General features: G+C 41.3%; 24 protein-coding genes. All 24 read right to left on the bottom strand.

Annotated elements, in window-relative coordinates; all coding sequences use genetic code 11:
* Positions 1 to 4 precede the first annotated feature (4 nt).
* Complete coding sequence (locus HPC67_RS05340; protein WP_217586425.1) at positions 5 to 1,033, bottom strand: AimR family lysis-lysogeny pheromone receptor; 1,029 nt, start codon at positions 1,031 to 1,033, stop codon at positions 5 to 7.
* 394 nt (positions 1,034 to 1,427) lie between these two features.
* Positions 1,428 to 2,237: a stage II sporulation protein SpoIIQ gene (spoIIQ, locus tag HPC67_RS05335; RefSeq protein WP_217586424.1), complete on the bottom strand. Its 810-nt coding sequence runs from the start codon at positions 2,235 to 2,237 to the stop codon at positions 1,428 to 1,430.
* Positions 2,238 to 2,421: 184 nt separating this feature from the next.
* On the bottom strand, positions 2,422 to 3,576 hold the full coding sequence (gene spoIID, locus HPC67_RS05330) for a stage II sporulation protein D (RefSeq protein WP_217586423.1): 1,155 nt from the start codon (positions 3,574 to 3,576) through the stop codon (positions 2,422 to 2,424).
* A 264-nt stretch (positions 3,577 to 3,840) separates the two neighbouring features.
* Positions 3,841 to 4,800 (bottom strand): ABC transporter ATP-binding protein, encoded by a 960-nt coding sequence (locus tag HPC67_RS05325; protein ID WP_217586422.1) that lies wholly within the window; start codon positions 4,798 to 4,800, stop codon positions 3,841 to 3,843.
* Positions 4,801 to 4,862: 62 nt separating this feature from the next.
* Positions 4,863 to 6,536: a peptide ABC transporter substrate-binding protein gene (locus HPC67_RS05320; RefSeq protein WP_217586421.1), complete on the bottom strand. Its 1,674-nt coding sequence runs from the start codon at positions 6,534 to 6,536 to the stop codon at positions 4,863 to 4,865.
* A gap of 14 nt (positions 6,537 to 6,550) precedes the next feature.
* Positions 6,551 to 7,555, bottom strand: a complete 1,005-nt coding sequence (locus HPC67_RS05315; protein ID WP_217586420.1) for an ABC transporter ATP-binding protein — start codon at positions 7,553 to 7,555, stop codon at positions 6,551 to 6,553.
* An 11-nt stretch (positions 7,556 to 7,566) separates the two neighbouring features.
* Entirely contained in the window at positions 7,567 to 8,520 is a 954-nt protein-coding gene (locus HPC67_RS05310) for an ABC transporter permease (protein ID WP_217586419.1), read from the bottom strand.
* Positions 8,517 to 9,458, bottom strand: a complete 942-nt coding sequence (locus tag HPC67_RS05305) for an ABC transporter permease (RefSeq protein WP_217586418.1) — start codon at positions 9,456 to 9,458, stop codon at positions 8,517 to 8,519. The genes HPC67_RS05310 and HPC67_RS05305 overlap by 4 nt, the downstream gene beginning before the upstream one ends.
* A 277-nt stretch (positions 9,459 to 9,735) precedes the next feature.
* Entirely contained in the window at positions 9,736 to 11,070 is a 1,335-nt protein-coding gene (murA, locus tag HPC67_RS05300) for a UDP-N-acetylglucosamine 1-carboxyvinyltransferase (RefSeq protein ID WP_217586417.1), read from the bottom strand.
* 34 nt (positions 11,071 to 11,104) lie between these two features.
* Positions 11,105 to 11,830: a YwmB family TATA-box binding protein gene (locus HPC67_RS05295; protein ID WP_217586416.1), complete on the bottom strand. Its 726-nt coding sequence runs from the start codon at positions 11,828 to 11,830 to the stop codon at positions 11,105 to 11,107.
* A gap of 235 nt (positions 11,831 to 12,065) precedes the next feature.
* Positions 12,066 to 12,296, bottom strand: coding sequence for a DUF1146 family protein (locus HPC67_RS05290; RefSeq protein ID WP_343327812.1), 231 nt, complete (start codon positions 12,294 to 12,296; stop codon positions 12,066 to 12,068).
* 388 nt (positions 12,297 to 12,684) lie between these two features.
* Positions 12,685 to 13,080, bottom strand: a complete 396-nt coding sequence (locus tag HPC67_RS05285) for a F0F1 ATP synthase subunit epsilon (protein WP_217586415.1) — start codon at positions 13,078 to 13,080, stop codon at positions 12,685 to 12,687.
* A 51-nt stretch (positions 13,081 to 13,131) separates the two neighbouring features.
* Complete coding sequence (gene atpD / locus HPC67_RS05280) at positions 13,132 to 14,541, bottom strand: F0F1 ATP synthase subunit beta (RefSeq protein WP_217586414.1); 1,410 nt, start codon at positions 14,539 to 14,541, stop codon at positions 13,132 to 13,134.
* 39 nt (positions 14,542 to 14,580) lie between these two features.
* Positions 14,581 to 15,435 carry an ATP synthase F1 subunit gamma gene (atpG, locus tag HPC67_RS05275; protein WP_217586413.1) on the bottom strand — a complete coding sequence of 285 codons (855 nt, stop codon included), beginning with the start codon at positions 15,433 to 15,435 and terminating at the stop codon, positions 14,581 to 14,583.
* Between the two features lie 135 nt (positions 15,436 to 15,570).
* Positions 15,571 to 17,082: a F0F1 ATP synthase subunit alpha gene (gene atpA / locus HPC67_RS05270; protein ID WP_217586412.1), complete on the bottom strand. Its 1,512-nt coding sequence runs from the start codon at positions 17,080 to 17,082 to the stop codon at positions 15,571 to 15,573.
* Positions 17,083 to 17,100: 18 nt separating this feature from the next.
* Complete coding sequence (locus HPC67_RS05265; RefSeq protein ID WP_217586411.1) at positions 17,101 to 17,646, bottom strand: F0F1 ATP synthase subunit delta; 546 nt, start codon at positions 17,644 to 17,646, stop codon at positions 17,101 to 17,103.
* Positions 17,643 to 18,149, bottom strand: coding sequence for a F0F1 ATP synthase subunit B (gene atpF / locus HPC67_RS05260; RefSeq protein WP_217586616.1), 507 nt, complete (start codon positions 18,147 to 18,149; stop codon positions 17,643 to 17,645). The genes HPC67_RS05265 and atpF overlap by 4 nt, the downstream gene beginning before the upstream one ends.
* A 154-nt stretch (positions 18,150 to 18,303) precedes the next feature.
* Positions 18,304 to 18,516, bottom strand: a complete 213-nt coding sequence (atpE, locus tag HPC67_RS05255) for a F0F1 ATP synthase subunit C (protein ID WP_217586410.1) — start codon at positions 18,514 to 18,516, stop codon at positions 18,304 to 18,306.
* A 100-nt stretch (positions 18,517 to 18,616) separates the two neighbouring features.
* Positions 18,617 to 19,342, bottom strand: a complete 726-nt coding sequence (gene atpB, locus HPC67_RS05250; RefSeq protein WP_217586409.1) for a F0F1 ATP synthase subunit A — start codon at positions 19,340 to 19,342, stop codon at positions 18,617 to 18,619.
* Positions 19,343 to 19,357: 15 nt separating this feature from the next.
* Entirely contained in the window at positions 19,358 to 19,732 is a 375-nt protein-coding gene (locus HPC67_RS05245; RefSeq protein ID WP_217586408.1) for an ATP synthase subunit I, read from the bottom strand.
* A 451-nt stretch (positions 19,733 to 20,183) separates the two neighbouring features.
* Positions 20,184 to 22,466 carry a S8 family serine peptidase gene (locus tag HPC67_RS05240; RefSeq protein WP_217586407.1) on the bottom strand — a complete coding sequence of 761 codons (2,283 nt, stop codon included), beginning with the start codon at positions 22,464 to 22,466 and terminating at the stop codon, positions 20,184 to 20,186.
* 162 nt (positions 22,467 to 22,628) lie between these two features.
* On the bottom strand, positions 22,629 to 23,747 hold the full coding sequence (wecB, locus tag HPC67_RS05235; protein WP_217586406.1) for a non-hydrolyzing UDP-N-acetylglucosamine 2-epimerase: 1,119 nt from the start codon (positions 23,745 to 23,747) through the stop codon (positions 22,629 to 22,631).
* A gap of 210 nt (positions 23,748 to 23,957) precedes the next feature.
* Positions 23,958 to 24,587, bottom strand: a complete 630-nt coding sequence (gene upp, locus HPC67_RS05230) for a uracil phosphoribosyltransferase (RefSeq protein WP_217586405.1) — start codon at positions 24,585 to 24,587, stop codon at positions 23,958 to 23,960.
* Positions 24,588 to 24,787: 200 nt separating this feature from the next.
* Entirely contained in the window at positions 24,788 to 26,023 is a 1,236-nt protein-coding gene (locus tag HPC67_RS05225) for a serine hydroxymethyltransferase (protein ID WP_217586404.1), read from the bottom strand.
* Between the last annotated feature and the right edge of the window lie 79 nt (positions 26,024 to 26,102).

Raw genomic sequence — 26,102 nt, 5'->3', positions numbered from 1 at the left:
GTTTTTAATCATGTATCTTCTGCATGGCTCTGAGAGGGAGACGACTAAAGAAATAATCACTATTCTTTTCAATAAAATGACTGTACGACTGTAACAGCAATTGGCGATTTTGTGTAACGACCCCTAAATAATACAATCGAAAAGGGGTATTGATAGGAACGGAGCTTAAAATACGCTCGGCTTTGTCATAATGTCCGTTAGCCATTGCTAAATGCGCTTGTTCACTTTTGTCTTGTGTTTGGATTTGATCAGAAATACCGAATTCAGCTGCTAAAAAGGGGATGTTCTGTTCGTTAATGATAGCTTCTAAATCATAATGCTTATACGTTCTTGCTAGCTTTAACGCTTCCCGCATATGATACATCCCTTGCTCATACGTATCAAACAAATACGTAAGGCCTAAGTTCACATGAAGGGCGATTTTTGTACGTGAATTTGTCGATTGATTGAGCGCTCGAAAAGCAAACTTACGGGCGATAATTAACTCATTCCTTCGCCAATAGTACATAAAAAGGCTTGTATACAAACGGGTTTTAAAAAAATTCATTAACATTCGATCCGATATTTTTTCAACAAGCTCATGTTGTTGTTGCAGTAAGTGACCGACACACTCGTAATCACCTGAATCCATGCTAATCGATATATGGGCAAACTTTAATAAGCATTGAAGCTCCGGCTCTGAAGTACGAATTGCATTGAGCCGATGCATGACCGTTTTTAGTGGGTACGTATGCTGCTGGTCACGATCCAGCATAAACTGATAAACTTCTGACCATTCCTGCTTTGATCGATCATTCGATGTCTTATTCTTATGTATAAGCTTCTGTAAATCATCTGTATAGCCGTTCATATAGAGAAATTCCATTCCCTTTTTCTGAACATCAGCAATTGGTGACTGTAAGCAATATTGCCGTAACAGCTCATTTGCTTTTCCCTTAGAGTGCTGTGTCGTTAATAAAAACATCACCATTTCTAACGTGAGATGTTCATTGGCCGTTAACGGATCATCTAGAATCGGCCGGGAAGATTCCATACGTCAATCTCCTTTCAAAAAATGATTTATGAGGATTTATTGTGAAGTGGCTCAGGTGTCACAAGTTGTGTAAACAATAAAGCGAAGAAGCCAGCTCGCATCGTCTGGCACTATGTAAACGTCAAGTGGGTATAATCTGATGCTTAATTCACACAATTGTAATTGTACCATACTTAACCAGACTAGAGACCTATAATCGTTCGACATTTACCTTAATTCTTTCGACATTATTCATGGTTCTAAAGATCTAGTCTGGTTGTGGGATTGGGTCAACTTCACTACGTTTTTCATTTGTATAACAACAACTTCTGACAAAAAAATAACTCCAGCTCTATCGGCTGGAGTAGATTATGGGAACATCATGTGGATAATAATGATCGATGGTATCCCTCAGTTATTCTGCATCGTTGTCTTCATTGTCAGGTTCATCATCGACATCATCAGAAGTATCGGGCATAGAGTCGTTCGTACTAGAAGCTTCTGTATCATCATCTGACTCCGTTTCATCTGATTGTGTGACATCCATTTTACTGACCGGCTGATTAAAGTATGCTTCTGGATTGAGCTTTTGCTCACCTTTATGCAGCTCGAAATGTACGTGAATGCCATTTTCTTTACCAAATAAATTTTTACCCGCTGTACCGATTACTGCTCCCTGCTCAAGCTTGTCACCTTTTTTAACACTGACGTCATCTAAGCTTGCATAATAAGTTTTGACATCATTTCCATGTGATAAAGTGACGACGTTACCAAGCAACGGATCTTGCTTCACACCTTCTACCGTACCGCTTAAAGATGCCATAACGTCAAACGACTCACCTGCACTTGTTGCAATGTCAATACCTGTACTTTGATACCAGCTGTTGTTGTGATGGATCAACGCTTGTTGTCGATCCGCTTCTTCTGCGTTGTAATCATAAAATTTAGTTACGATTTCTGCTTGATCATCTTCAGATACAGGCATTCGGATGATTTCATCCTGGTCAACGACAGGGTCTGCATCTTCGTCAAATGGATCCGGTACATAGTTGTCTGCAATATCGTCTTCGTCATCATTCAAACCAGGCATCTGATTGTCGAGATTCTGATACCAGACAACACCCGTTAAGAGTAATGCAGCTACTGTTAGATAAACAGCCGGAAAAAACCACTTTTTACGAAAGATACGTGTCCATTTGGACTTTGAATTGTGTTCTTCCTTCATATGTTATCACCTCAACAACCATTCTGATCAAAAAGAAATGATTATATACATAAAAAGGAAAATATTTCTATATATATTCAACTCGCCCCTCAAACCTAGAATGTATAAGGTTTAAGTCAAAAAAATCTTGCCGCAGTAAGATGGTTACATGCGACAAGATTAACATAGCTTTTAACTATTTAACTTATTGTTTGGAGCGCTCCTGGTCTGACATGACAAGTGTAGGTGCCGTTTCACTTAGTAGATTAATATCAACCCCTTTGTAATAGTATTGAATAATGTCACGATAAGACTTTCCTTCCTTCGCCATACCATTTGCACCATATTGACTCATTCCAATGCCATGACCATATCCTTTTGTCGTAAATATGAAATGATTATTTTTTTGTTTAATAGAAAAATCACTTGATCGCAATCCGAGCTTTTCTCGGATCGTTCTCCCTGAAAAATCGACAGCCCCTAAATTAAGTGTTTCAACACGACCGCTTTCAGTCCGTGTAATCGTCATTTGCATACTGCCGTCATTCGGTATCGTAATACCTAATGCTGATTCAACCTCTTGAAGTGTGAAAATTTTTTGATCAAGAAATTTTGGAGATGCTTTATCCCAAGGACTCGCGACACTCCTTAAATACGGAAGCTCATTTTCCCAGTAGTCTTCTGAGTTCTCTGTGTACCCGTTACTCGTTGAGAAGAAAGCAGGTGTAATGGTAACATCATCATAAGTGAGAACTTCGCCCTTTGTCGCAGCGACTGCTTCTTGTATGCGACGCATTTTCCAATTGTAATCTTTTCCCCAGCGTTCACGAAGCTCTGTATCACTTTTGTACACTTGATGATCTACGGTATCGGTAATATTAGCGTTTTCTTCATTTGTTTGATGAAGAAGATGGTTGACAATATATGTTCGAGCTGCAAGTGCTTGAGCTTTTAACGCTTCAACTTCGAACTCTGCTGGCATTTCTGCAGAAACGACTCCTGCCACGTATTGCTCTAATGGAATCTCTTCAATTTCTTTTGATTGATTCCGCATTACACTCACTGATAAATGTGAATCACCATCTAACAATTGTATCGGTTCTGTTTGTTCATCAGCTGTCGTCTGTGGTGGTCCTGAATCCATAAATGGGATGACGATTAATGTCGGGACAATGAGAATAATAGCCATTAAGCTTGCAAATAAAAACACGCTAGCAAGCTTCAAAGATTGCTGATTCGACCATTTTTTTGGCCCCTTAGCAAGAGGACGGCTATGAGAATGTTTTTGAAGCTGCTTCACTTTATGGTGTTTTTTCGGCCATGTTTTCGACTTTATTTTTGGTTTGTACGGTTTTGGCATCGGATACCTCCTTTAAGATTACTTTAATATACCGAATCTGTTCAACATGGGTGATTGAACGATTCGGTTTCTCTATTATCCCTACTAATATTCATATACAAGGACAGGCAAAAATAGAACGCATTTTTATGACGATATGATTAAGTTGGCATTAGAAGCCAGAAATTTAAACGATTAAATGATCCAATTGTAATTCGGAGTATTAAAACGTAAAAAAGCGTTCTGTACTGCGCTGTACAGAACGCCCATTTAGAGCGATATGCCTTATTCATATAAGTGACAGGCAACATGGTGGCCAGGTTCTACCTCACGGAATATTGGCTTTTGAACACTGCATATGTCCATAGCCGCTGGGCAACGTGTTCTAAATACACAACCGCTCGGGGGATTGATTGGGCTTGGCAAGTCGCCTTGAAGAATAATCCGCTCACGTTCTTTTTCAATATCAGGATCTGGAATCGGTATCGCTGATAAAAGCGCTTGTGTATAAGGGTGACGCGGTTGTTCATAAAGGTGGCGACTTTCGGTTAATTCAACGAGATGCCCGAGATACATCACACCGATTCGATCAGAGATATGCTTCACCATAGACAAATCATGAGCAATAAATAGAAATGTGAGTTGTTTTTCCTGTTGTAGTTGTTGCAATAAATTTACAACTTGAGCTTGAACAGATACGTCAAGCGCTGAAATCGGTTCATCTGCTATTATAAAATCCGGATTAAGCGCAAGTGCCCGGGCAATACCTATTCGCTGTCGTTGTCCACCACTAAATTCATGTGGATAACGATTGGCATGATCTCGATTCAAACCAACTTCCTCAAGTAGCTGAATTACACGCTCTAGTCGTTCGGCTTTTGTCATGGTCATTTTATGAATGATCATCGGCTCTGCTATAATCTCCCTAACCGTTGAGCGTGGGTTCAGCGATGCATACGGATCCTGGAAAATCATTTGCAAGCTGCGATGAAAAATGGTCTGGTCTTTTGCGGACAATTCATGAACCCGCTGCCCATTATAAACGACCTCACCACTCGTACGTTCATACAACCCCATGATCGTCCGCCCAACGGTTGACTTCCCACACCCCGATTCTCCAACAAGACCGAGGGTTTCGCCTGTATCAACAGAAAACGTCACATCATTAACGGCTTGGAGGACATCTTTCTTACCAACACGAAAATGTTTTTTCAATGCATTCACTTGTAACATCGGTCTCGTCATGACACATTCTCCCTTGCCTTCTGCTCTTTTACGCGGCATAACCAAATTAAGTTGGCGTACAATTATTGCTTGATATCCGCATGCTTTAATTCCAAATAACCTACTGGATGACGCAATACGCCTGTTAAATCAGGATTTTGGATCGATACTTGATTATAGTATCGTATCGGAAATATTGGCATATTCTCAGCGAGCATTTTCTCGGCCTCATACATATGCGCCCAGCGTTTTTCTTCTTCCGGTTCAGTTTTGGCTTGTTCAATCAAATCATTGTATTCAGCATTAGAATAACCAGTCCGATTCATTGATGAATCTGTAATAAAGCTTTCCAAAAAGTTTACTGGATCTGCATAATCAAACAAAAATGAACTTCGTGATAACTGCAGTTCTAGCGCTTTTTGCTCTTCGGAAAACACTTGCCATTCCTTGTTCTCCAGTGTCACATCAAGCCCCAAATGCTCGTTATACATACTCTGAATCGCTTCTGCAACAGACTTATGTGTTTCACTCGTATTATAAGAGAGAACAACCTCTGGAAGCTCATCATAGCCTTCTTCTGCCATGCCTTCTTCTAGCAATTTCTTGGCTTCATCTGGTGCAAACGGAACGAGATCTCCGTTGGCTTCACGAAAGTCCGTCCCTTCTGGTGATTGGAACCCAGGTGAAACAAAACCGAACGCTGGTTTTGCTTTATTTTTCACGACATATTCAGCAATTTGCTGTTTATCAACAGCAAATGCAAATGCTTTTCGGATTTTTTTATTTTGAAACGGTTCTTTTTGTAAATTAAACCGGAAAAATTCAAGTCCACCCTGATCTTCAATTTGAACATTGTCATTGTTGATGAGCTGATCAGACATTTCAGATGGAATTGAAGCCATATCTAGCTCTCCATTATCGAACATTTGATATTCCGTCGTCGTTTCATTCACCATATACCAACGTATTTCGTCGAGGTTAACAGCCGCTTTATCCCAATAGCGATCATTTTTAACCATAACAAATTCATTATCATGCTCCCAAGATTGGAGCTTGAATGGGCCATTTGCAACAAACGTATCAGCCTCAGCGTGCCAATCCGGATTCTCTTTTGCGACTTGATGATTAACCGGGAAAAATGCTGGATTGGTCACGAGGTTAAGGAAAAACCCTGCCGGCGCCTCAAGTGTTACTTCGAAGGTTTTATCGTCTAACGCCTGAAGGCCTAAATCATCAGCAGATCCTTCACCACTATTAAATGCTTCTCCTCCTTTTATAAAATATCCTAGAAAGGCAGAAGGGAAGCCTTTTTCTGGATCAAGTAATGCTGTCCAAGCATACACAAAGTCATCTGCTGTTACAGGATCACCATTTGACCAATTTGCATCACTTCGAATGGTGAATGTATATGTTGTACCGTCCTCAGAGATGTCCCACTTTTCCGCCATTGCTGGCTGTGGCGTATGATCTTCTCCAAGTCTCGTTAAACCTTCCAGCAAATTGTTTAATGGACTATAGGATACAGAGTCAAATCCCTTTGGTGGATTAAATGATGTCGGTTCATTCCCATTATTGATTCGAAGCACCTTTTCATCAGCTGAATCATTATTCCCCTCATGATTCGCTCCGTTTTCATCCTCTCCAGCTTGATTAGACGCATCATTCTCTAACTCTGAATCGTCTGTCGCGGTACAAGCAACCGTTAAACCTAGCAGTATCACGCCAAATACAACTAATAAGACCCATTTTTTTAACATGACTATGTCCCCCTTCATTTTTTAGTGGCTGTTTGAGCCATTAACGCTTTTCCCCTTTTATCCTGGAGCCAGCAATAAACATGATGGTTCTGTTCAAGTTCTGTTTGTATAGGTGGTACCTCATGACACACCTCCATTGCATACGGGCATCTCGGTGCGAACGAACATCCCTTTGGTGGTGAAAATAAATCCGGTGGTGTGCCGTCTATTGGCGTCAGACGTGCTTCCTTAATATCTAGTCGTGGAACTGATTTCAGCAATCCGAGCGTGTAAGGGTGCTCTGCATGATAAAAAATATCCCGTTTTGTACCCTTTTCAATGATTTGTCCCGCATACATAACGGCAATACGATCGGCTACTTTGGCAACAACTCCGAGGTCATGCGTAATTAATATGATCGCCACGCCTGTTTCACGTTGAATGCGCTCAAACAATTCAATAATTTGGGCTTGAATGGTCACATCCAAGGCCGTTGTTGGTTCATCTGCAATAAGAATTTCTGGTTCACAAATCAACGCCATTGCAATCACAACACGCTGACGCATACCACCACTAAACTGATGTGGATATTGAGTGAGCCGTTCTTTCGGATTCGGTATGCCAACAAGCCGTAACATATCAAGCGCTTTTTGACGTGCTTCCTCCTTAGATACGGCCTTGTGCTGCTTGAGACCCTCCATTAATTGCGTACCAATCGTTAGCGTCGGATTTAATGCTGTCATTGGATCTTGAAAGATCATTGATATGTCACGACCACGAATATGACGCATCGTGCGCTCGGACTGATCCACAAGATTTTGACCTTTAAATAGAATACTTCCGTCGGTAATGCGTCCAGGCGGCTGTGGAATGAGTCGCATAATGGCATTTGCTGTCACACTTTTTCCGCATCCTGATTCACCAACGATCGCTAGTGTTTCACCTTTTTCTAATTGGAGATTAATACCTCTAACGGCCTCCACAGTACCCCCGTACGTCGAGAAAGACACATGTAAATGATTGACTTCAAGTATATTCATGACGTGAGCACCTACTTTCTCAGTTTCGGATCAAGCGCATCCTGTAATCCATCACCTAACACATTAAACGCAAACATTGTAAATGAGATAAAAAATGCTGGGAAAAACAATGTCCACCAATACCCTGATAAAATGGCTCCGAGGGCATCATTTGCCATAACACCCCAGCTCGCATAAGGGGCTTGTATACCTAAGCCAATGAAGCTTAAAAATGCTTCTGCAAAAATTGCGCTTGGAACCGTTAACGTCATCTGTACGATAATAGGTCCCATAGTATTCGGAAGAAGATTTTTTCGAATAATACGTGGTGTTTTCGCACCGAACGACCGAGAGGCGAGTACGAACTCATTGTTTTTTAGTTGCAAGACTTGCCCGCGCACAATTCGAGCCATTCCGACCCATCCGGTTACAGACAAGGCAATAATAATCGTTAACAAACTAGGCCCCAGCACGACGAGCAATAAAATAACGACGAGTAAATAAGGTAGTCCATACAACACTTCTATAATGCGCATCATAATATTATCTGTGCGACCGCCTTTATAACCAGCAATTCCGCCATATATAACCCCAATGAAAAAGTCAATGAGTGCAGCCATAATCCCCACAAACAAAGAAATCCGAGCGCCATACCACGTTCGCGTAAACACATCACGCCCGAGATTGTCCGTTCCAAACCAATGCTCATAAGATGGCGGTTGAAATTGATTTGGTAAAGACGTTTCCTTAACAGAATAAGGCGTGAGCATTGGTCCAATAATTGCCAGAACACAAAGAAGTATTAAGAACATGAGCCCAGCCATAGCAAGCTTGTTTTTCAATAGACGGCGCCACGCATCCTTCCAATAAGACAGCGATGGTCTTGAAACGGTTTCGGCTGATTGCCCGTCTTGCTTTTGCCAGGCAAACCAACGATCTGGCACGTGCTTAGGATCATATGTCGATTGATATTTCGACTGCTTCATGGGCGATCACCATCATGTTTATGAATTTTAATACGTGGGTCAAGGAGTCCGTATGCAATATCAACGAGAAATAGCATACATATGAGAAATGCGCTGTAAAATACGGTCGTACCCATAATAACTGGATAATCACGATGATTAATGCTTTCGATGAAGTAGCGCCCCATGCCAGGAATCGCAAAAATCTTCTCAATTACGAACGTACCCGTCAGAATGCCCGCTAGGAGTGTACCCATAATGGTAACAACCGGCATGAGGGCATTTTTCAGTGCATGCTTAACGATAATCTTCCATGGGGATAGTCCTTTTGCTCGCGCCATTTTAATGTAATCCTGTGTTAAAACCTCAAGCATAGTAGACCGTGTGAGTCTGGCAATGATCGCCATAGGTCCTGTTGCAAGAGCAATAATAGGCAGTATCATATGAGCGACACTTTCCCAACGCGCTGTAGGAAGCATATTCGAATCAACGGCGAATTTTTGAATAAGCAATGTCGCAAGAACAAAATTCGGAATAGAGATCCCGAGAACCGCGATCGTCATAGCAGCATAGTCAATGATGCCATTATGTTTTAAGGCAGCAAATATCCCAAGAATAACCCCCGATATAACAGCAATAACAATGGATACCATTCCAAGTTCAAAAGAAATGGGAAACCCTCTACTGAGCAAATCATTAACGGTATGATTGGATTGTTTAATTGAAGGGCCGAAGTCGAAGGTTATAATCGATTTTAAATAAAGGAAATATTGGATGATGTATGGTTTATCGAGGTTATAATGCCGCTCCAAGTTTTCTTGAACAATGTCGTTTGTATTGCGATCCTGATCATTAAAGGGGGAACCGGGTACACTAACCATTAGAACAAATGTTAAAGTGATAATAATCCAAAGTGTGACACCCATGATGGTAAGACGCTTCAATATATATTTTAGCAAATATGCCCCACCTCCTTACGATGATGTTACATCATCATATTTCGCTGCTTGTTCATAGGTATGCTCAGCTTTTCCAACTTATGTATTGTAAACAAAACACCAAAAGAACCGCACACATACGGCAAGCATACTGTATGTGTGCGGTTCTTTTATTAGGCACTGTACAAAAGGACACCCCTCTTAACCAATCAGCGTTTTTAACGATAAGTGGTGCAGGCATCTTTTGTAAGATTTATTTTACATTAAATTCTCATACAAGAAATTATAGAATACGTCTTTATCGTGTTTTCATTTCTGCAACAACTTGCCCATCAAGCACAGGTGATTGTGTTTGTGTTTCCACAACATCACCATTTTCATCAACGCGTTCGATATCAGCGCCAAGTTGTGCTAATTTTCCAGTAAAGTTTACATAACCGCGATCAAGATGCTGTAAGTGTGTGACGCGCGTTAAACCATCGGCGCGTAAGCCAGCTAAAATCAAGGCTGCCGCTGCACGTAAATCAGTCGCAGCAACTTCAGCACCTTGCAAACGACTCGGTCCCTCGATAATAACACTTCTACCTTCTATCTTCATCTGTGCATTCATTCGTCTAAACTCTTCTACATGCATAAAGCGATTTTCGAATACAGTCTCAGTTATGACACTCGTCCCTTCGGCATAAAGCATCAGCGCCATCATTTGTGCCTGCATATCTGTCGGAAAGCCAGGATGAGGTAATGTTTTTATATCTGTTGCCTTAATATGCTCAGGACCTATAACACGTAGTCCTTCATTTTCTTCACGAATTGTAACGCCCATTTCTTCTAGTTTGGATACGACCGATCTTAAATGCTCTCGCTCGATGTTATTAATGAGAACATTTCCGTTCGTAATTGCAGCAGCAACCATGAACGTCCCTGCTTCAACACGGTCTGGAATAATGGCATGCTCGACCCCACTCAAACTTTCAACACCATCAATTTTGATCGTTTCAGTACCTGCGCCAACAACTTTAGCACCCATTTTATTTAAAAAGTTAGCTAAGTCAACAATTTCTGGTTCCTTGGCACAATTTTCAAGAACTGTTCGTCCTTCTGCTAGGGTAGCAGCCATCATAATATTTTCCGTTGCACCTACACTTGGCATATCAAGATAAATTTTGGCACCCTTGAGTCGGTTTGGTACTCGGGCTTCAACAAACCCATTACCGACATGGACAGAGGCACCCATCGCTTCGAAACCTTTCAAGTGTAAGTCAATTGGACGTGATCCAATCGCACACCCTCCTGGCATAGCAACCTTAGCATGCCCGTGTCGCGCCAAAAGCGGTCCAAGAACGAGGACGGATGCACGCATTTTACGGACAAACTCAAAAGGGGCTTCTGTTTTTAATGAGCTCGTCGCATCAACTGTAATTGTATCGTTAATAAATTGCACATCTGCATTCAAATTTCGGATGACTTCGTTAATTGTATAAACATCAGCCAGATCAGGAACATCTTTAATGACACTTTTGCCTTGGCTTGGAAGAATACTTGCAGCTATAACCGGAAGTACTGCGTTTTTGGCGCCTTCAATTCGAACAGTACCATTAAGCTGCCTCCCGCCTCTTACGATGATTTTATCCATATTTAAATTCTCCTTCAAATGCGATTTCTCTATATTAGTATTCATTTATGAGGATGGGTGTGCCTAAAGTCAATTTCTGCCGTTGCCCATCATTTGAAACATCATGAACAACCAACTGAACATTCATTGGTTTGTCCATTAAATCAATCTGGTTCGTCAACATGTTTGTATAACCGTAGAACGTATTCGTTTGTCCTTGTTGTATAACATCAGTTTGCTCAGTTATGTATGTCAAGTTCAGCTTTTCTTTTAGAACCTGCTCCACATACATATCACTTAGTATATCACGTTCTTTAGTCGTCAGACAAGCAAACACAGAGACATTTTTTGTAAAGTAGTTTTCATTTATGTGACGTATATCAGCAAGATAAGCTTCTTCGACGTCATCATTCCACGAATTACCTGAAATAGCTACAATTAGCTCTGCATCATACGCATGATTAGTTGGAATAATGATTTTAAATGAAGCCTTATTAAATTGCTTTGGATGTGTATTTGTCCATTTATAGTATACCGCGTTTTTTGTTTTTTCAACAGTGACATTATGATCATTTTGTTTGATTGTGTCTAGAAGTTTTTTCAAATCAGCACGCGGTTGCTTTTCTTTCATCGTAACTTCCCACTTTTCAACTTCACCCAGCTCTTCTTTTGTAAATTGTGCAAGCGTAACAAGTGGGTCTGACGTATTTATAGCAGCAGTTGCTTGGATTGGCAAAATGATCAAGCTAACCATTAGACAGGATTCGACAATCTTCCTCATGAGACAATTCCCCCTAGTTCATCGGTTTGTTGTCCCCATTATTAACCGAATAGACCTTGATCATACATCATTTAATAGATTAATAGGATTTCTACTAGGAAGGCACAATTAAAAGCGTGTTTATCAAGTCCTCACGGGGATGCTTCGACTTGATTACAAGCATTTTTAGGACATCATAAAAGCTCAGAAAAAAAGCCGTTTAAAGCAAGAGATGCTATAAACGGCTTAAAATAAATTAAAGTAAATATTGCAGGTCTTGAGACCACTGTAAAACATCTAAAAAGAAACGACTTATTCCTGTTCCAATCACAATTGAGAGAAACAGTAGAAGTAATCGTGCTTCAGTGCCACGACCTTTTCTCAGTAGAGGTTCAAAGTTAATGACTTGGAGGATACGCCAAGTTATTATAATAAAGATCATATGGGAAAGTAAACCTGTTAGTGCCAACGTTCCAATTGAATCCACAAAACCACACCTTATATACGTTATCGTTTTTTATATCTATAGATACTCTGCCACTGTTTTATCTCTTTGTCAATCAATGGTACCTTATGTCATTAAGCTAGAAAATCCGACTTTGAATACGAAATAATTGAAGCAATGTCGTCGAATGTGACAAAATAACACTTCATTTCCCGGGAAATATCGACAGATTGTGTCTCCTTATTTATAACGGCATATTTAAACAGTCTCATACATGCTGCAATAATTCTCCTAATCAAAACCACCCAAAAATATTGTTTTCGCAACATTTTTGGGTGGTGTATCGGTACATATATGATGGACTCATATTGACGTCAACAACGCCAAACTAAGCTAAATATCAGCTTTTAACAGCCAAAATTAAATACGTTTAGCCGATGATGTCCAATCGATTGAGTGCACGTTTGAGTGCCATTTCTGCCCTGTGGAAGTCGATGTTGTCTTGTTTTGACTGTAGACGTCGTTCGGCACGCTCTTTTGCACGCTCGGCACGCTCGACGTCAATCTCTTTTGGAAGCTCAGCTGACTGAGCCAAAACAGTAACTTTGTCTTTATGAACCTCCAAAAACCCGCCACTAACTGCAACCATATCTTGATCGTTGTCTCGTTTTAGACGAATTGAACTAATTGCCAATGGGGCAACCATCGGAATATGTCCTGGTAAAATACCTAATTCGCCACTTTCTGCTTTACAACTGATCATTTCATATTGATCTTCCAACACCGGGCCATCAGGAGTAACAACACTCACCGTCAGTGTTTTCAATGAAACCCCTCCTTAGACTGGTCGTTCATATAAAGCATGAAACAGGTTATATTACTGTTCCATACCTTGTGCTTTTTCAACAACCTCTTCAATACGTCCAACGAGACGGAAGGCATCTTCTGGAAGATCATCATACTTACCTTCTAGAATTTCTTTAAACCCTTTTACTGTTTCGCTAACTGGTACGTATGAACCAGGCTGACCTGTAAATTGTTCTGCCACGTGGAAGTTCTGTGACAGGAAGAACTGAATACGTCTTGCACGTGCAACCGTCTTTTTGTCTTCATCAGAAAGCTCATCCATACCTAAAATAGCGATAATATCTTGCAACTCGCGGTAACGCTGAAGTGTCATTTGCACTTCGTTTGCTACTGCATAATGCTCTTCACCGACAATTTCCGGGTCAAGGGCACGAGATGTTGATGCAAGTGGATCCACAGCAGGATAAATACCTTGCTCAGACAATTTACGATCCAAGTTTGTTGTCGCATCAAGGTGCGCAAATGTTGTTGCAGGAGCCGGGTCTGTATAGTCATCGGCAGGTACGTAAATGGCCTGAATTGATGTAACAGAGCCTTTATTTGTTGATGTAATACGTTCCTGAAGCTGTCCCATTTCAGTTGCAAGTGTTGGTTGATACCCAACAGCTGATGGCATACGGCCTAGCAACGCAGAAATTTCCATACCAGCCTGTGTGAAACGGAAAATGTTATCAATGAACAAGAGTACGTCAGCACCTTGGTCATCACGGAAATATTCAGCCATTGTTAGCCCTGTTAATGCTACACGCATACGGGCACCAGGTGGTTCGTTCATCTGACCGAACACCATTGCTGTTTTTTCGATAACACCGGAGTCTTTCATTTCATAATATAAGTCGTTACCTTCACGTGTACGCTCACCAACACCGGCAAATACAGAAATACCACCGTGCTCCTGAGCGATGTTGTTGATCAATTCCTGAATAAGTACGGTTTTACCAACACCCGCACCACCAAATAGGCCAATCTTTCCACCTTTAATATATGGTGCAAGCAAATCAACAACTTTAATTCCTGTTTCAAGAATTTGTGTTTCTGTTGATAAGTCTTCAAATGCTGGTGCATCACGGTGAATAGGTTCTTTTTGAATGTTTTCAGGTAATGGTTCATCAAGGTCGATGCTTTCACCTAAAACGTTAAATACGCGACTTAAAGTGACTTCACCTACTGGCACAGAAATTGGGCTGCCAGTGTCAGTGACTTCCATACCACGCTGAAGTCCGTCAGTGGAATTCATAGCGATGGCACGTACTGAGTTGTCACCAAGGTGTAGGGCAACTTCTAAAGTAAGTTCGATATCAACTTCGGAACCAGCATCAGTCTTAATTGTTAAAGCATTATAAATGTCAGGGAGATTGCTGTCATCAAACTTCACGTCGACAACAGGTCCCATGACTTGAGTAATATGTCCTTTCGACATCAATTTCCCTCCTCACTGACTATCGGAAATAACACGAAACTATTCGAGTGCAGCGACGCCACCGATAATTTCGGTGATTTCCTGCGTAATGGCTGCTTGACGGGCACGGTTATAGGACAATGTTAATGCATCTATCAGTTCGTTCGCATTGTCTGTCGCACTACGCATAGCGGTCATTCGTGCAGCATGCTCACTCGCTTTTCCGTCCAACAATGCACCGTATATTAAACTTTCGGCATATTGTGGTAATAGAACTTCAAGAATGTCTTCCTCATTCGGTTCATATTCATATTCACTTTTCGCTGCATCATCATGCATATTGGTTATAGGCAACAATTTCTTCTCTGTTGCTTTTTGTGATATGGCACTTACGTAGTGATTGTAGAAAATATTCAATTCATCAATTTCTCCATCACTGAACATATGTACCGTTTCTGAGGCAATTTCTTTAATTTCGGCAAAATTAGGTTGATCATCGAGACCAATAATGCTTTTGGCAACTGGCATATTACGCTTTCTGCAGAAGTCATAGCCAACACGACCGATTGCAATAATCGTATATTCAGATGTTGACGTATGTCTGTCTTCAATCGTATGCAGTAAGTGCCTTAAAATACTACTATTATAAGGGCCAGCCAACCCTTTATCAGACGTAATGACCAAGTAGCCTGTTTTCTTCACGGCACGTTTTTCCAGCATTGGGTGTGTCGCATCGGAATTGCTCGCGATATTCGCAACGACTTCCTGAATCTTATCACTATATGGGATAAACGCGCGTGCATTTTGCTCTGCCTTTGACATTTTGGAAGCAGAGACCATCTCCATTGCGCTCGTAATTTGTTTCGTTTTTTGGGTTGAATCGATACGCCCTTTAATTTCTCTTAGTGATGCCAAGCTGTTTCACCGCCCTTCCTGAACAGAGGTCAGATACCGGAAGCATGAGGTGAGGTCGAGACGCTGATGAAGCGTCCAACACTCCGAGTGACCTCTTGCTCCAGCATTTTTATCAAAAAATCTATCATTGAGCCATTAATTTTCTGTTGGCAGGAATGTTTCCTTAAATCCGTTAATTGCTTGAACCATGTCTTCGTCTGCTGGTAATTTACCAGTGTCACGAATAGATGCAAGCAAATCTTGTGCGTTTTCGCCAAGCCACGCATGAAACTCTGCTTCAAATCGAGTAATATCCGGCACGGCAATATCATCGAGATGACCTTTTGTCAATGCATAGATAATCATAACCTGATTTTCGACTGCGAGTGGTTCATGCAACCCTTGCTTCAAAACTTCGACTGTACGCTCCCCACGATTCAACTTCGACTGTGTTGCTTTATCCAAGTCAGAACCGAACTGAGCAAACGCTTCGAGTTCACGGAATGATGCGAGGTCAAGACGTAATGTACCGGCTACTTTTTTCATAGCTTTAATTTGAGCCGAACCACCAACACGAGATACAGAAAGACCCGGGTTAATAGCTGGTCGTACGCCAGAGAAAAATAGATCGGACTGTAAGAAAATCTGACCATCTGTAATCGAAATAACGTTCGTTGGGATGTAGGCAGAAATATCGCCCGCCTGTGTTTCAACGAATGGTAAAGCTGTTAGTGAGCCGCCACCTTTAGCATCACTTAACTTTGCTGCACGTTCCAACAGACGTGAGTGTAAGTAAAATACATCACCAGGGAAAGCTTCACGACCTGGTGGACGACGAAGCAAGAGTGATAATTCACGGTAAGCTGCTGCCTGTTTTGACAAGTCATCATAAACAACAAGCACGTGCTTGCCATTATACATAAACTCTTCACCCATTGATACGCCTGAATAAGGTGCTAAGTATTGTAATGGAGCTGGTTCAGAAGCACTTGCAGTAACAACGATTGTATAATCAAGTGCACCATAACGACGGAACGTTTCAACAGTGCCACGAACAGTCGATTCCTTCTGTCCAATCGCTACATAAATACAAATCATATCTTGACCTTTTTGGTTCAAGATCGTATCAACCGCAACAGTTGTTTTACCTGTCTGACGGTCACCAATGATTAACTCACGCTGCCCACGACCGATTGGTACAAGGGCATCAATTGCTTTGAGTCCTGTCTGTAAAGGTTCATCAACAGATTTACGGTCCATAACACCAGGAGCAGGTGCTTCAATTGGACGCGTTTTAGAAGTTTCAATAGGACCTCTACCATCAACTGGTTGTCCTAACGGATTAACAACGCGTCCAAGCAGTTCCTCCCCAACTGGTACTTGCATAATGCGTCCTGTACGACGCACTTCATCGCCTTCCTTGATGTCTGTGTATGGGCCAAGGATAACGATACCTACGTTTGATTCTTCAAGGTTTTGAGCCATACCCATAACACCATTGGAAAACTCAAGTAATTCTCCGGCCATAGCATTATCTAGACCATGAGCACGTGCAATCCCGTCACCAATTTCAATAACTGTGCCGACATCGCTGACTTCTATATCTGAATCGTAATTTTCGATTTGTTGCTTAATCAGAGTACTGATTTCTTCAGCCTTGATGCTCATACCATTTCACCCCTATCCTCAATTGTTCGCAAGTCTCATGCTGCGTTCAATGCGCTGCAGCTTGCCACTGATCGTTCCATCAATTATCGTGTTACCCATCTGGACTTTAATGCCGCCAAGAATTGCAGGATCAACAACCGTATGAAAGGTGATCGATTGTTTGCCAAACTTTTTAGCAAATGTTCTTTCCAAATGAGTTAATTCTTCATCAGACAGCTTGCGAACGGAATATATCGTTGCTTCTGCCTTGCCTTTTGCTTCATTGACCTGCTGTGTAAAATGATCAACCATGGATGATATGATATCGGTGCGGTGACGTTCTACAAGCAGTTTAATTGTGTTGACGACATCAGCAGATACATTTGTAAACACGTCATCAACAAATTGCTTTTTTTGATCAAGACTCAAGCGTGGATGTTCAAAAAAGGGTAGTAGTTGGTCATTTTGTTCAAAAACCGTCTTCACAACTTGAAATTCTTCCACGAGTTGATCAGACGTGTTTTTTTCTAGTCCGAGCTGATATAGTGCATCTGCGTACCGTTTTGCTGCAACAGTGACACTCATCGCTCTTCTCCTGCCTCTTTAATATAATCCTCAATGAGTTTTTCTTGATCTTGTGCACTGATTTCCTTCTCAATTACCTTGCTGGCAATCATGACGGACAGTGACGCAACTTTATCCTGTAATGCTTGGAGTGCTTTTTCTTTTTCATTTTGTATTTCTTCTTGAGCAGCCTGTTTAATGCGCTCTGCTTCGTGTCTAGCAGAAAGTACAATGTCCTTTTGCTGTTTAACACCTGCATTTTTAGCTTCTTCAATAATTTTTTGAGCTTCTTGCCTCGTTTGTTTCAATTGTTCTGCTGCTTCTGCACGATCTTTCTCAGCATCTGCACGGCTTTGTTCAGCAGCATCTATTTCACTGGCAACATGATCTTCACGTTTTTTCATCATGTCTACTACAGGTCGCCAAGCAAACTTGCCGACGAGAATTAGTAGAACAATAAAAGCGAAAAGCTGAACGAGCATGTCTCCGACGTTTAGTCGACCGACTGCATAGAGCGTTGTCATACTAGCTAATTCATGCACACGAGTCACTCCTTCCGAATGCTTTCAGTACAATTAAAAGAATCTTGTTTCATCACTTACTATGTGACATCACAAACAACGGCGAAGGTTCCCTATGAAGATCAGCTTCGCCATTTGAGTGGATGTTTTGTTTTTATTACTGGAACAGGGCGATAAATGCGATAACTACACCAATGATTGGTACCGCTTCAACCAGACCTACACCAATGAACATCGTTGTCTGCAACTGACCTCTTAATTCTGGTTGACGGGCAATCCCCTCAACTGTGCGACTAACGATCATACCATTACCTAAACCTGCACCAAGTGCACCCATTCCGACTGCGATTGCAGCTGCTAAAGCTCCCATAATATAAATCCTCCTCAAAAATTGTTTATGTTTGGTTAATAAATTCCTGTTTCAATAGTTGCCTATTAAAAAAGGATTGATACATAGTGTAATACGATCTTTAATGTGATTCCACTTTATGTGAAAGATACACCATTGACAGGATCGTAAAGATAAATGCTTGGATTGCCCCAATAAATAAACTAAAGCCTTGCCATACCAATAATGGGAAAAATCCAAGAATGCCAACGACACTACCGGATAAAACCAAGCTAACTAATAGACCGAGTAGAACTTCACCTGCATACAGGTTCCCAAAAAGACGCAAACCAAGCGTCAACGTGTTGGAAAATTCCTCCACGATTTTTATTGGCATCATAAATCCTACGGGGCGGAAATAATCTTTGAAATATTCCTTACCACCTTTAAGTTTGATCCCATAGTAGTGCGATAGGATAATAACCATTCCGGCTAATGTTAATGTTATACCTGGGTCAGCGGTTGGTGATTTCCACCAAATATAATGTTCTTCGCCAAAAGACATGTTCATGATAACGCCAAGCGTGTTTCCAACAAGGATATATGTAAACAACGTTAAGGCGAGTGGCAAAAATATTCGGCCCGTTTTCCAGTCCATCGTGTCATTCACGATGCCTTTAACGAAGTCGAGAACCCATTCCATCACATTTTGAGCACCAGTCGGCTTCATCGCGAGCTTCCGTGCGCCTAATACAGATAAGACGAACACGATCACAGACGTAATAAGTATCATAAGAATGTTGGACGGGTTAAAATCAAGCCATGGTATACCAAAAACATTTTCCCATAATGGTGCTTTATGATCCATTTATTTCACCCCTTTTCAAGCGTAGTCTTTAGTTCTAAATAGGATAAAATCTATGACAATGACGATGTAAGCCGTCATTAATCCAATTACAACTGCAATCATATTAATTTGCGCTTCGAATCGAATCGCTATGATGATTGCAAAAGCAGCAGCGGCAAATCTCGACATGGTGCCAATACCTCGGGTTTTTGTTTCTGCAACAACAGCACCAGTAAATTCCTCAATCTTTTTCTGTAACAGATACAGATTATAAAAGCTTACTGCACTGCCCAGAACGAGCCCGTAAAAAATTGTTGAATACGGCGTAAAACCTGCTCCTAGAACAAAAAGGGCCATGAGATAAAGCATCCATTTCCGCTGGCGAATAGACATGCGTTCATAATTCGACATGATCGTCTCTTCTCCCCGAAAGTCAACTTAAATCGACCATCGTTTCACACATGAAAACGGTGTAAATTTTAAAATGGCTGTTCAAGTCGATCAGTAATCTCAAGTAAAACAATCGCGCGAATCCGTTAAATTCACACAGTTGTACGACTTGAAAAGGGCTTATTTTAACATTATAACAATGCACAAAAAAAACGCATTATTATGAATTGACAAGCCCCTCTACCTACACGCTAGTAGTGTACCAATAGCGATAGTAGATTGTCAATTACTTTAGACGTCACATCACATCTAAATCATCAGCGCTTGTGTCATTGCTCGCTTGAATTTTGAATACTAGAATATTATAAAGCAAAACACAAACATTTACGATGACAGACTTGTGAACTTTTGTAAAAAATATATGACTATACATGTTTAAAAGTCCCTCTATTATCCCTGTCTGTCATCATGTTTATTGAATAGGAGGAATAAAGATATCAACGTTCATGGTTTCAATTGATCGGTCAGCCATCTCCATTGTAATCAGCCCCCTATATTCACCTGGTGTACCGACTTCATTTTGAGTCAGCTCTCCTTCATTTAAACCGGAGCTTACATCACTCAATTCCAGTAGTGTCCGATCATGAATTAAAGTATACGGATTGTACAAGTCTATTTTTACTTTAGCTACATCATTAGGGACGTAAAATGAATATTCGTAGGTCGAAGGAGTCAACGGCTTCGGTGCAATCCCGAGACCCATTGCTTTTGGATAATCCGCTGTCTCATTTATAAACAAATATGGCAGCCGATACAAGTCCCCGCCATTCTGTAGCTCAAGCCAGCCTTCATGAATGCCCTCCTTTAACAACATTGGTGTCACACTTAATTCAATTGAAACAGACTTTTTTTCACCTGCTTTGATTGTAAATGCTTGAGGTAAGCTCCACGTTAAGCCGCTTTGTTTTACAGGAATGTTAAAGGTGTACGTTTGTGGTTGTTCACTTAAATTCTCTACGACAACTTCCTTCGTGTCTGTTTGCTTATACGCGGTCACTTTTCCAAACGTTAAAAAAGCATTATGGACAATTGTCTCTGTTTGAATCGCTTCTTTAAGCATTATTTGACCGGCCCCCTGGCTTGTCGGCGGAAGAAGATTGTCATCCTCATCTAAAAGTGGCTGAGCAGTTGTCGTTAATGCTGCTTTAATTTGTGCTTGTGTCCAGTCAGGATGTGCTTGCTTTATAACGGCTACAGCACCTGCCACATGTGGTGCTGCCATGCTCGTTCCTTGTAGCTGTTGATAACCTTTAGGGACTGTACTTAAAATATTTGCGCCTGGTGCAACAAGTTGAGGTTTGATGTCCCAAGTAACAGTAACGGGGCCTCTAGAGCTGAAAGAAGCAATACCTGTATCTCTGTTTTCAAACATCGTTTCCACATATAGGTGGGGCGTCTTATTTAATCGATTTATTAATCGTTGCCCATCCTTTTGTGATAAACCCGCTACAGGAATTGATAACGGCGTTTCACCGATGACAGATCCTTGAAAGAGACCAGCCTCCTTATTCATAATGAGAACAGCAACTGCTCCACGTGCTTCGGCATCCTGTGCCAACTCATAAAACGGCGTATCACCTCTTTTTACGAGAGCAATCATTCCTGTCAAATCAGTCTTTGTATTAGCCATAGCCTGAATTGGATAATCTGTTTTTAAAGCCCACGATGCTGAACCAATCATTGGCGCAATGTCCATACGCTTGTCTATACTCGGCGCATATAAATATGGATGTTTTGTTGGAGGTGTTGTCGCACCGACAGACAATGCTTCAACAGCCGTAGCTGGCGATCCAACAGTCCAATCCCCTGGTCCATCATTACCACTTGCGATCACAATCACTATACCTTTTTCTGCTGCTTTGTTTACTGCTTGACTTGTTGGGTAATCGGGCCCATTGACTGCATTTCCGAGCGATAAATTAATGATATCGACCTCATCCTTTACGGCCTGTTCCAAAGCTGCAATGACTTGAATGGACGTTCCTTGTCCCCCTGGTCCAAGTGCTCTATAAGCATATAACTCAGCTTCAGGAGCGACACCTTGTAATTGACCATTTGCAGCAATAATACCTGCCACATGCGTTCCGTGAATTGTTGGCGCACCCTCTGATACAGTCGTTTCCATTGGCTCATCATCCAAGTCAACAAGGTCGTAACCGCCTTTATAATTTGACGCCAAGTCTGGGTGATTAAAGTCAATACCTGTATCAATGACTCCAACCTTAACACCGCTTCCTTTATATGGTGTCGGATTTAACGCATTCGGTATCACTTGTGGACTAATTTGAGCTTCTGTTGATTTGAATTTTTGATGTTCAGGCGGCTTTAAATTTAATGGCATCCGCTGATGATCATACAGCGCTTTGTTTTGATGGGACGATGATATGACTTCCGGATGGGCATACGTTTTAACCGGATGGATTGTTTTAATGAAATCGAGCGAGGCCATACGCGCCAATTTTTCAATCGTCCCTTTGATCGCAATACCATTAAACAAATCATCATAAACCATAACGACTTCTATAAATGGGTGATACGTTTTCAAGTAGTTTGCATGTTCAACAGGATTACCTTCTACTTCTAAAATCATAGATTGTTCCGCTTGCTCATGAGGGGCCATTGCAGCACGTTCTTCCGGGAGTCCGAGAAACATGCTAGTGACGCATAATGTGAGAACAGCATATAAAGAACGCATTCATTGATCTCCTTACAGGGGACTTTCTCAACTATTTAAAAGGTCCCCATTATTACAAGTTTGTTTTCTATTATGCTGCGTTTCGAGTGAAAATATGTATAAACAAAACGAAAAACAGCCCGAATAGAGCTGTTTTTCGTTTTGAGTATATAGACTGGTTCGTTATTTAGTTTTAAAATAATCAGTAATGGCATCAGCAATGCGACGAGATGCTTTACCATCTCCATACGGGTTAGCGGCTTTAGCCATTGCGTCATATGCCTCTTGGTTTGATAGTAGTTCACTCGCCAAATTAAAAATTGTATCTTCATCTGTACCAGCAAGCTTAAGTGTCCCAGCATCAATCCCCTCAGGGCGTTCTGTTGTATCTCTTAAGACGAGAACGGGCACGCCGAGCGAAGGCGCTTCCTCTTGAACACCACCAGAATCTGTTAAGATGAGGTGTGATCGTGCGGCAAAATTATGAAAATCAACAACACTTAATGGATCAATTAATTGAATACGATCATCATCTCCAAGAATATGATCAGCTGTCTGACGAACGACTGGATTTAAATGAACTGGATAGATGACATGTATATCATCATACGCTTCCACTAAACGTTTTATTGCCCGAAACATTTGCTCCATATTCGTTCCGAGATTTTCACGACGATGAGCTGTCATAAGCACGAGACGTTTTCCTACTATGTCATCGAGAATCGGATTGTTGTAATCTTTGGAAACCGTTGTTTGCAGTGCATCAATTGCTGTATTACCTGTCACGACAATTGTACTCGCTTCCTTATTTTCATCAAGCAAATTTTGCTTGGCCATATTCGTTGGTGAAAAATGTAGATCTGCCATCACCCCTGTAAGCTGACGGTTCAGTTCTTCAGGGTATGGACTATACTTGTTCCACGTGCGTAAGCCTGCCTCTACATGACCAATAGCAACTTGATTGTAATAAGCCGCAAGCGAGGCTGCGAAGGTCGTACTCGTATCCCCATGTACAAGAACAATGTCAGGCTGTGCTTCTTTCATGACAGCATCTAATCCTTCAAGAGCTCGTGTCAGAATTTGAGCTAGCGTTTGCCCACTTTTCATGATATTCAAATCAAAGTCCGGCTCAATATTAAAAATATCTAACACTTGATCAAGCATTTCCCGATGCTGGGCAGTAACCGTTACAATCGACTCAAACTCGTCAGATCGCTTCTCTAATTCTAGGACTAATGGTGCCATTTTAATGGCTTCTGGTCGCGTACCAAATATTGACATCACTTTAATGCGGTTGCTCATATTTTTGTCCACTCCATTATTCAATAATATTAGGGCGTGATCAAGACACCTACTGCTTAAGCGCTAACAAAAAATCATCCTACGAATCATGCTGTTTCCTTATATGTATCATCGATTTCAACACAATCAACTGTTGATTTAGTATGGTGAGGAAGACGACTTACGCCTTTCTCACCAATATCAAACGTTATATAACTCATTAAATCTTACTTATTTCGTGCCAAACAGTCTGTCACCAGCATCACCGAGACCTGGGACGATATAACCTTTTTCATTGAGACCTTCGTCAAGGGCAGCGAGATAAATATCAACATCAGGATGTGCCTCCTGAATCACTTCTATCCCTTCAGGTGCTGCTACTAAACACATGAGACGAATATGTTTTGCACCGCGTTTTTTCAAGGAACTAATGGCGTCATTTGCTGATCCACCCGTCGCAAGCATAGGATCAATGACAATCAATTCACGCTCTGAAATATCAGAAGGCATTTTAAAATAATATTCAGTAGGCTGTAATGTCTCCGGATCACGGTAAAGACCGACGTGACCAACTCGAGCAGCGGGGATGAGCTTGCGCATGCCGTCAACCATGCCTAGGCCTGCACGCAAAATTGGAACAAGACCGATTTTTTTACCGGCAAGCACTTTTGCCTCTGTATTTATAACTGGCGTTTCAATCGTTTTTTCAGTTACTGGCAAATCCCGTGTGATTTCAAATGCCATTAACATGGCGACTTCATCAACGAGTTCACGAAATTCTTTTGTTCCCGTATTTTTATCGCGGATATAAGTTAGCTTATGCTGGATTAAAGGATGATCAAGTACGTGTACGTGTCCCATCGTTCAACACTCCCAATTAGTTTATTTGCATCCTGTAAATTGTACAGAAAAACAAGCACTGATTCAAGCTATCTTTTAAATGATTGTTTAAAATAAAAGTAGTTTGCCATCACATACACTAGTGAAAATCTCAAGTGTAGCTGTTTCAGTCAATGTATACGAAAAAGACACCCATTAAATGGATGCCCTTATAGACTGTTTTACACATAAAGTAGGAACTTATCGGTTAATGCGTTAACACGACTTTTACAAACGTCTAGTTGTGTTTTATCTTCGTAATGCTTTAAGGCGTGAGATATAATACCGGCGATCTCCTTCATATCTTCTGTCCCGAAGCCTCTCGTTGTCACAGCTGCTGTGCCAACGCGAATACCGCTCGTTATAAAAGGACCCTCAGTATCAAATGGGATCGTATTCTTATTTGTCGTAATACCAATTTCATCAAGTACTTCTTCAGCAATCTTCCCTGTTAAATTGAGTGGCTTAACATCAAGGAGGAGTAGATGGTTGTCTGTGCCACCTGAAACGATCCGAATCCCCTCTTGTTCAAGTGCCTCTGCTAACACTTTAGCATTTTCAATAACTTGCGTAGCATAAAGCTTAAAATCATTTGATAAGGCTTCCTTAAATGAAACTGCCTTTGCGGCAATCACATGCATGAGTGGACCACCCTGCATGCCTGGAAACACAGACTTGTCGATGCGCTTCGCATATTCTTCTTTACACAAAATCATACCGCCGCGTGGTCCGCGTAGCGTTTTATGTGTTGTTGTCGTGACGAAATCAGCATATGGAACTGGATTTTGATGTAAGCCAGCAGCAACGAGGCCAGCAATATGTGCCATATCAACCATTAAATACGCACCGACTTCATCAGCGATATCACGGAACTTCGCAAAATCAATTTCACGTGAATACGCACTTGCACCTGCTACGATCAACTTAGGCTTAACATCTTTAGCCTTTTGCAGGATGGCCTCATAATCGAGCCGCTCTGTTTCAGGATCCACACCATAGTCAACAAACTGATATAACGTACCACTAAAGTTAACAGGGCTACCATGGGTTAAGTGACCACCATGACTTAGATTCATCCCAAGCACCGTATCACCTGGTTCGAGGACGGTAAAGTAAACCGCCATATTGGCTTGGGCACCTGAGTGTGGCTGAACGTTGACATGATCAGCACCAAACAATAATTTGGCACGGTCACGCGCGAGATTTTCTACGATATCAACGTACTCACATCCACCATAATAACGACGGGATGGATAGCCTTCTGCGTACTTATTTGTTAGCACCGAGCCCATTGCTTCCATGACTGCCTCGGTTACAAAGTTTTCGGAGGCAATCAATTCAATTTTATCTTGTTGACGCTTCTTTTCTTTTGTGATGGCTGAAAATAGTTCTCGATCTGCATGCTGTAAATGCTCCATATAGAGACCTCCAATAATTGTGTATTTATGGCTAAAGATGTGTTGTGCTTTGGGTGCTGTTATATATGTTCACCATCGG

The sequence above is a fragment of the Lentibacillus saliphilus genome, assembly GCF_019093865.1.
Taxonomy (GTDB): Bacteria; Bacillota; Bacilli; order Bacillales; family Amphibacillaceae; genus Lentibacillus_B; species Lentibacillus_B saliphilus.
Note: the sequence above shows the minus strand (reverse complement) of the source record. Positions and strands in the feature narration are given on the sequence as shown.

What these genes read in the sequence shown, in the direction of transcription:
- HPC67_RS05340 (WP_217586425.1), bottom strand. Translation starts at nt 1,033, where the DNA reads ATGGAATCTTCCCGGCCGATTCTAGATGATCCGTTAACGGCCAATGAA.
- spoIIQ (WP_217586424.1), bottom strand. Translation starts at nt 2,237, where the DNA reads ATGAAGGAAGAACACAATTCAAAGTCCAAATGGACACGTATCTTTCGT.
- spoIID (WP_217586423.1), bottom strand. Translation starts at nt 3,576, where the DNA reads ATGCCAAAACCGTACAAACCAAAAATAAAGTCGAAAACATGGCCGAAA.
- HPC67_RS05325 (WP_217586422.1), bottom strand. Translation starts at nt 4,800, where the DNA reads ATGACGAGACCGATGTTACAAGTGAATGCATTGAAAAAACATTTTCGT.
- HPC67_RS05320 (WP_217586421.1), bottom strand. Translation starts at nt 6,536, where the DNA reads ATGTTAAAAAAATGGGTCTTATTAGTTGTATTTGGCGTGATACTGCTA.
- HPC67_RS05315 (WP_217586420.1), bottom strand. Translation starts at nt 7,555, where the DNA reads ATGAATATACTTGAAGTCAATCATTTACATGTGTCTTTCTCGACGTAC.
- HPC67_RS05310 (WP_217586419.1), bottom strand. Translation starts at nt 8,520, where the DNA reads ATGAAGCAGTCGAAATATCAATCGACATATGATCCTAAGCACGTGCCA.
- murA (WP_217586417.1), bottom strand. Translation starts at nt 11,070, where the DNA reads ATGGATAAAATCATCGTAAGAGGCGGGAGGCAGCTTAATGGTACTGTT.
- HPC67_RS05295 (WP_217586416.1), bottom strand. Translation starts at nt 11,830, where the DNA reads ATGAGGAAGATTGTCGAATCCTGTCTAATGGTTAGCTTGATCATTTTG.
- atpD (WP_217586414.1), bottom strand. Translation starts at nt 14,541, where the DNA reads ATGTCGAAAGGACATATTACTCAAGTCATGGGACCTGTTGTCGACGTG.
- atpA (WP_217586412.1), bottom strand. Translation starts at nt 17,082, where the DNA reads ATGAGCATCAAGGCTGAAGAAATCAGTACTCTGATTAAGCAACAAATC.
- HPC67_RS05265 (WP_217586411.1), bottom strand. Translation starts at nt 17,646, where the DNA reads ATGAGTGTCACTGTTGCAGCAAAACGGTACGCAGATGCACTATATCAG.
- atpF (WP_217586616.1), bottom strand. Translation starts at nt 18,149, where the DNA reads ATGACAACGCTCTATGCAGTCGGTCGACTAAACGTCGGAGACATGCTC.
- atpE (WP_217586410.1), bottom strand. Translation starts at nt 18,516, where the DNA reads ATGGGAGCTTTAGCAGCTGCAATCGCAGTCGGAATGGGTGCACTTGGT.
- atpB (WP_217586409.1), bottom strand. Translation starts at nt 19,342, where the DNA reads ATGGATCATAAAGCACCATTATGGGAAAATGTTTTTGGTATACCATGG.
- HPC67_RS05245 (WP_217586408.1), bottom strand. Translation starts at nt 19,732, where the DNA reads ATGTCGAATTATGAACGCATGTCTATTCGCCAGCGGAAATGGATGCTT.
- HPC67_RS05240 (WP_217586407.1), bottom strand. Translation starts at nt 22,466, where the DNA reads ATGCGTTCTTTATATGCTGTTCTCACATTATGCGTCACTAGCATGTTT.
- wecB (WP_217586406.1), bottom strand. Translation starts at nt 23,747, where the DNA reads ATGAGCAACCGCATTAAAGTGATGTCAATATTTGGTACGCGACCAGAA.
- upp (WP_217586405.1), bottom strand. Translation starts at nt 24,587, where the DNA reads ATGGGACACGTACACGTACTTGATCATCCTTTAATCCAGCATAAGCTA.
- HPC67_RS05225 (WP_217586404.1), bottom strand. Translation starts at nt 26,023, where the DNA reads ATGGAGCATTTACAGCATGCAGATCGAGAACTATTTTCAGCCATCACA.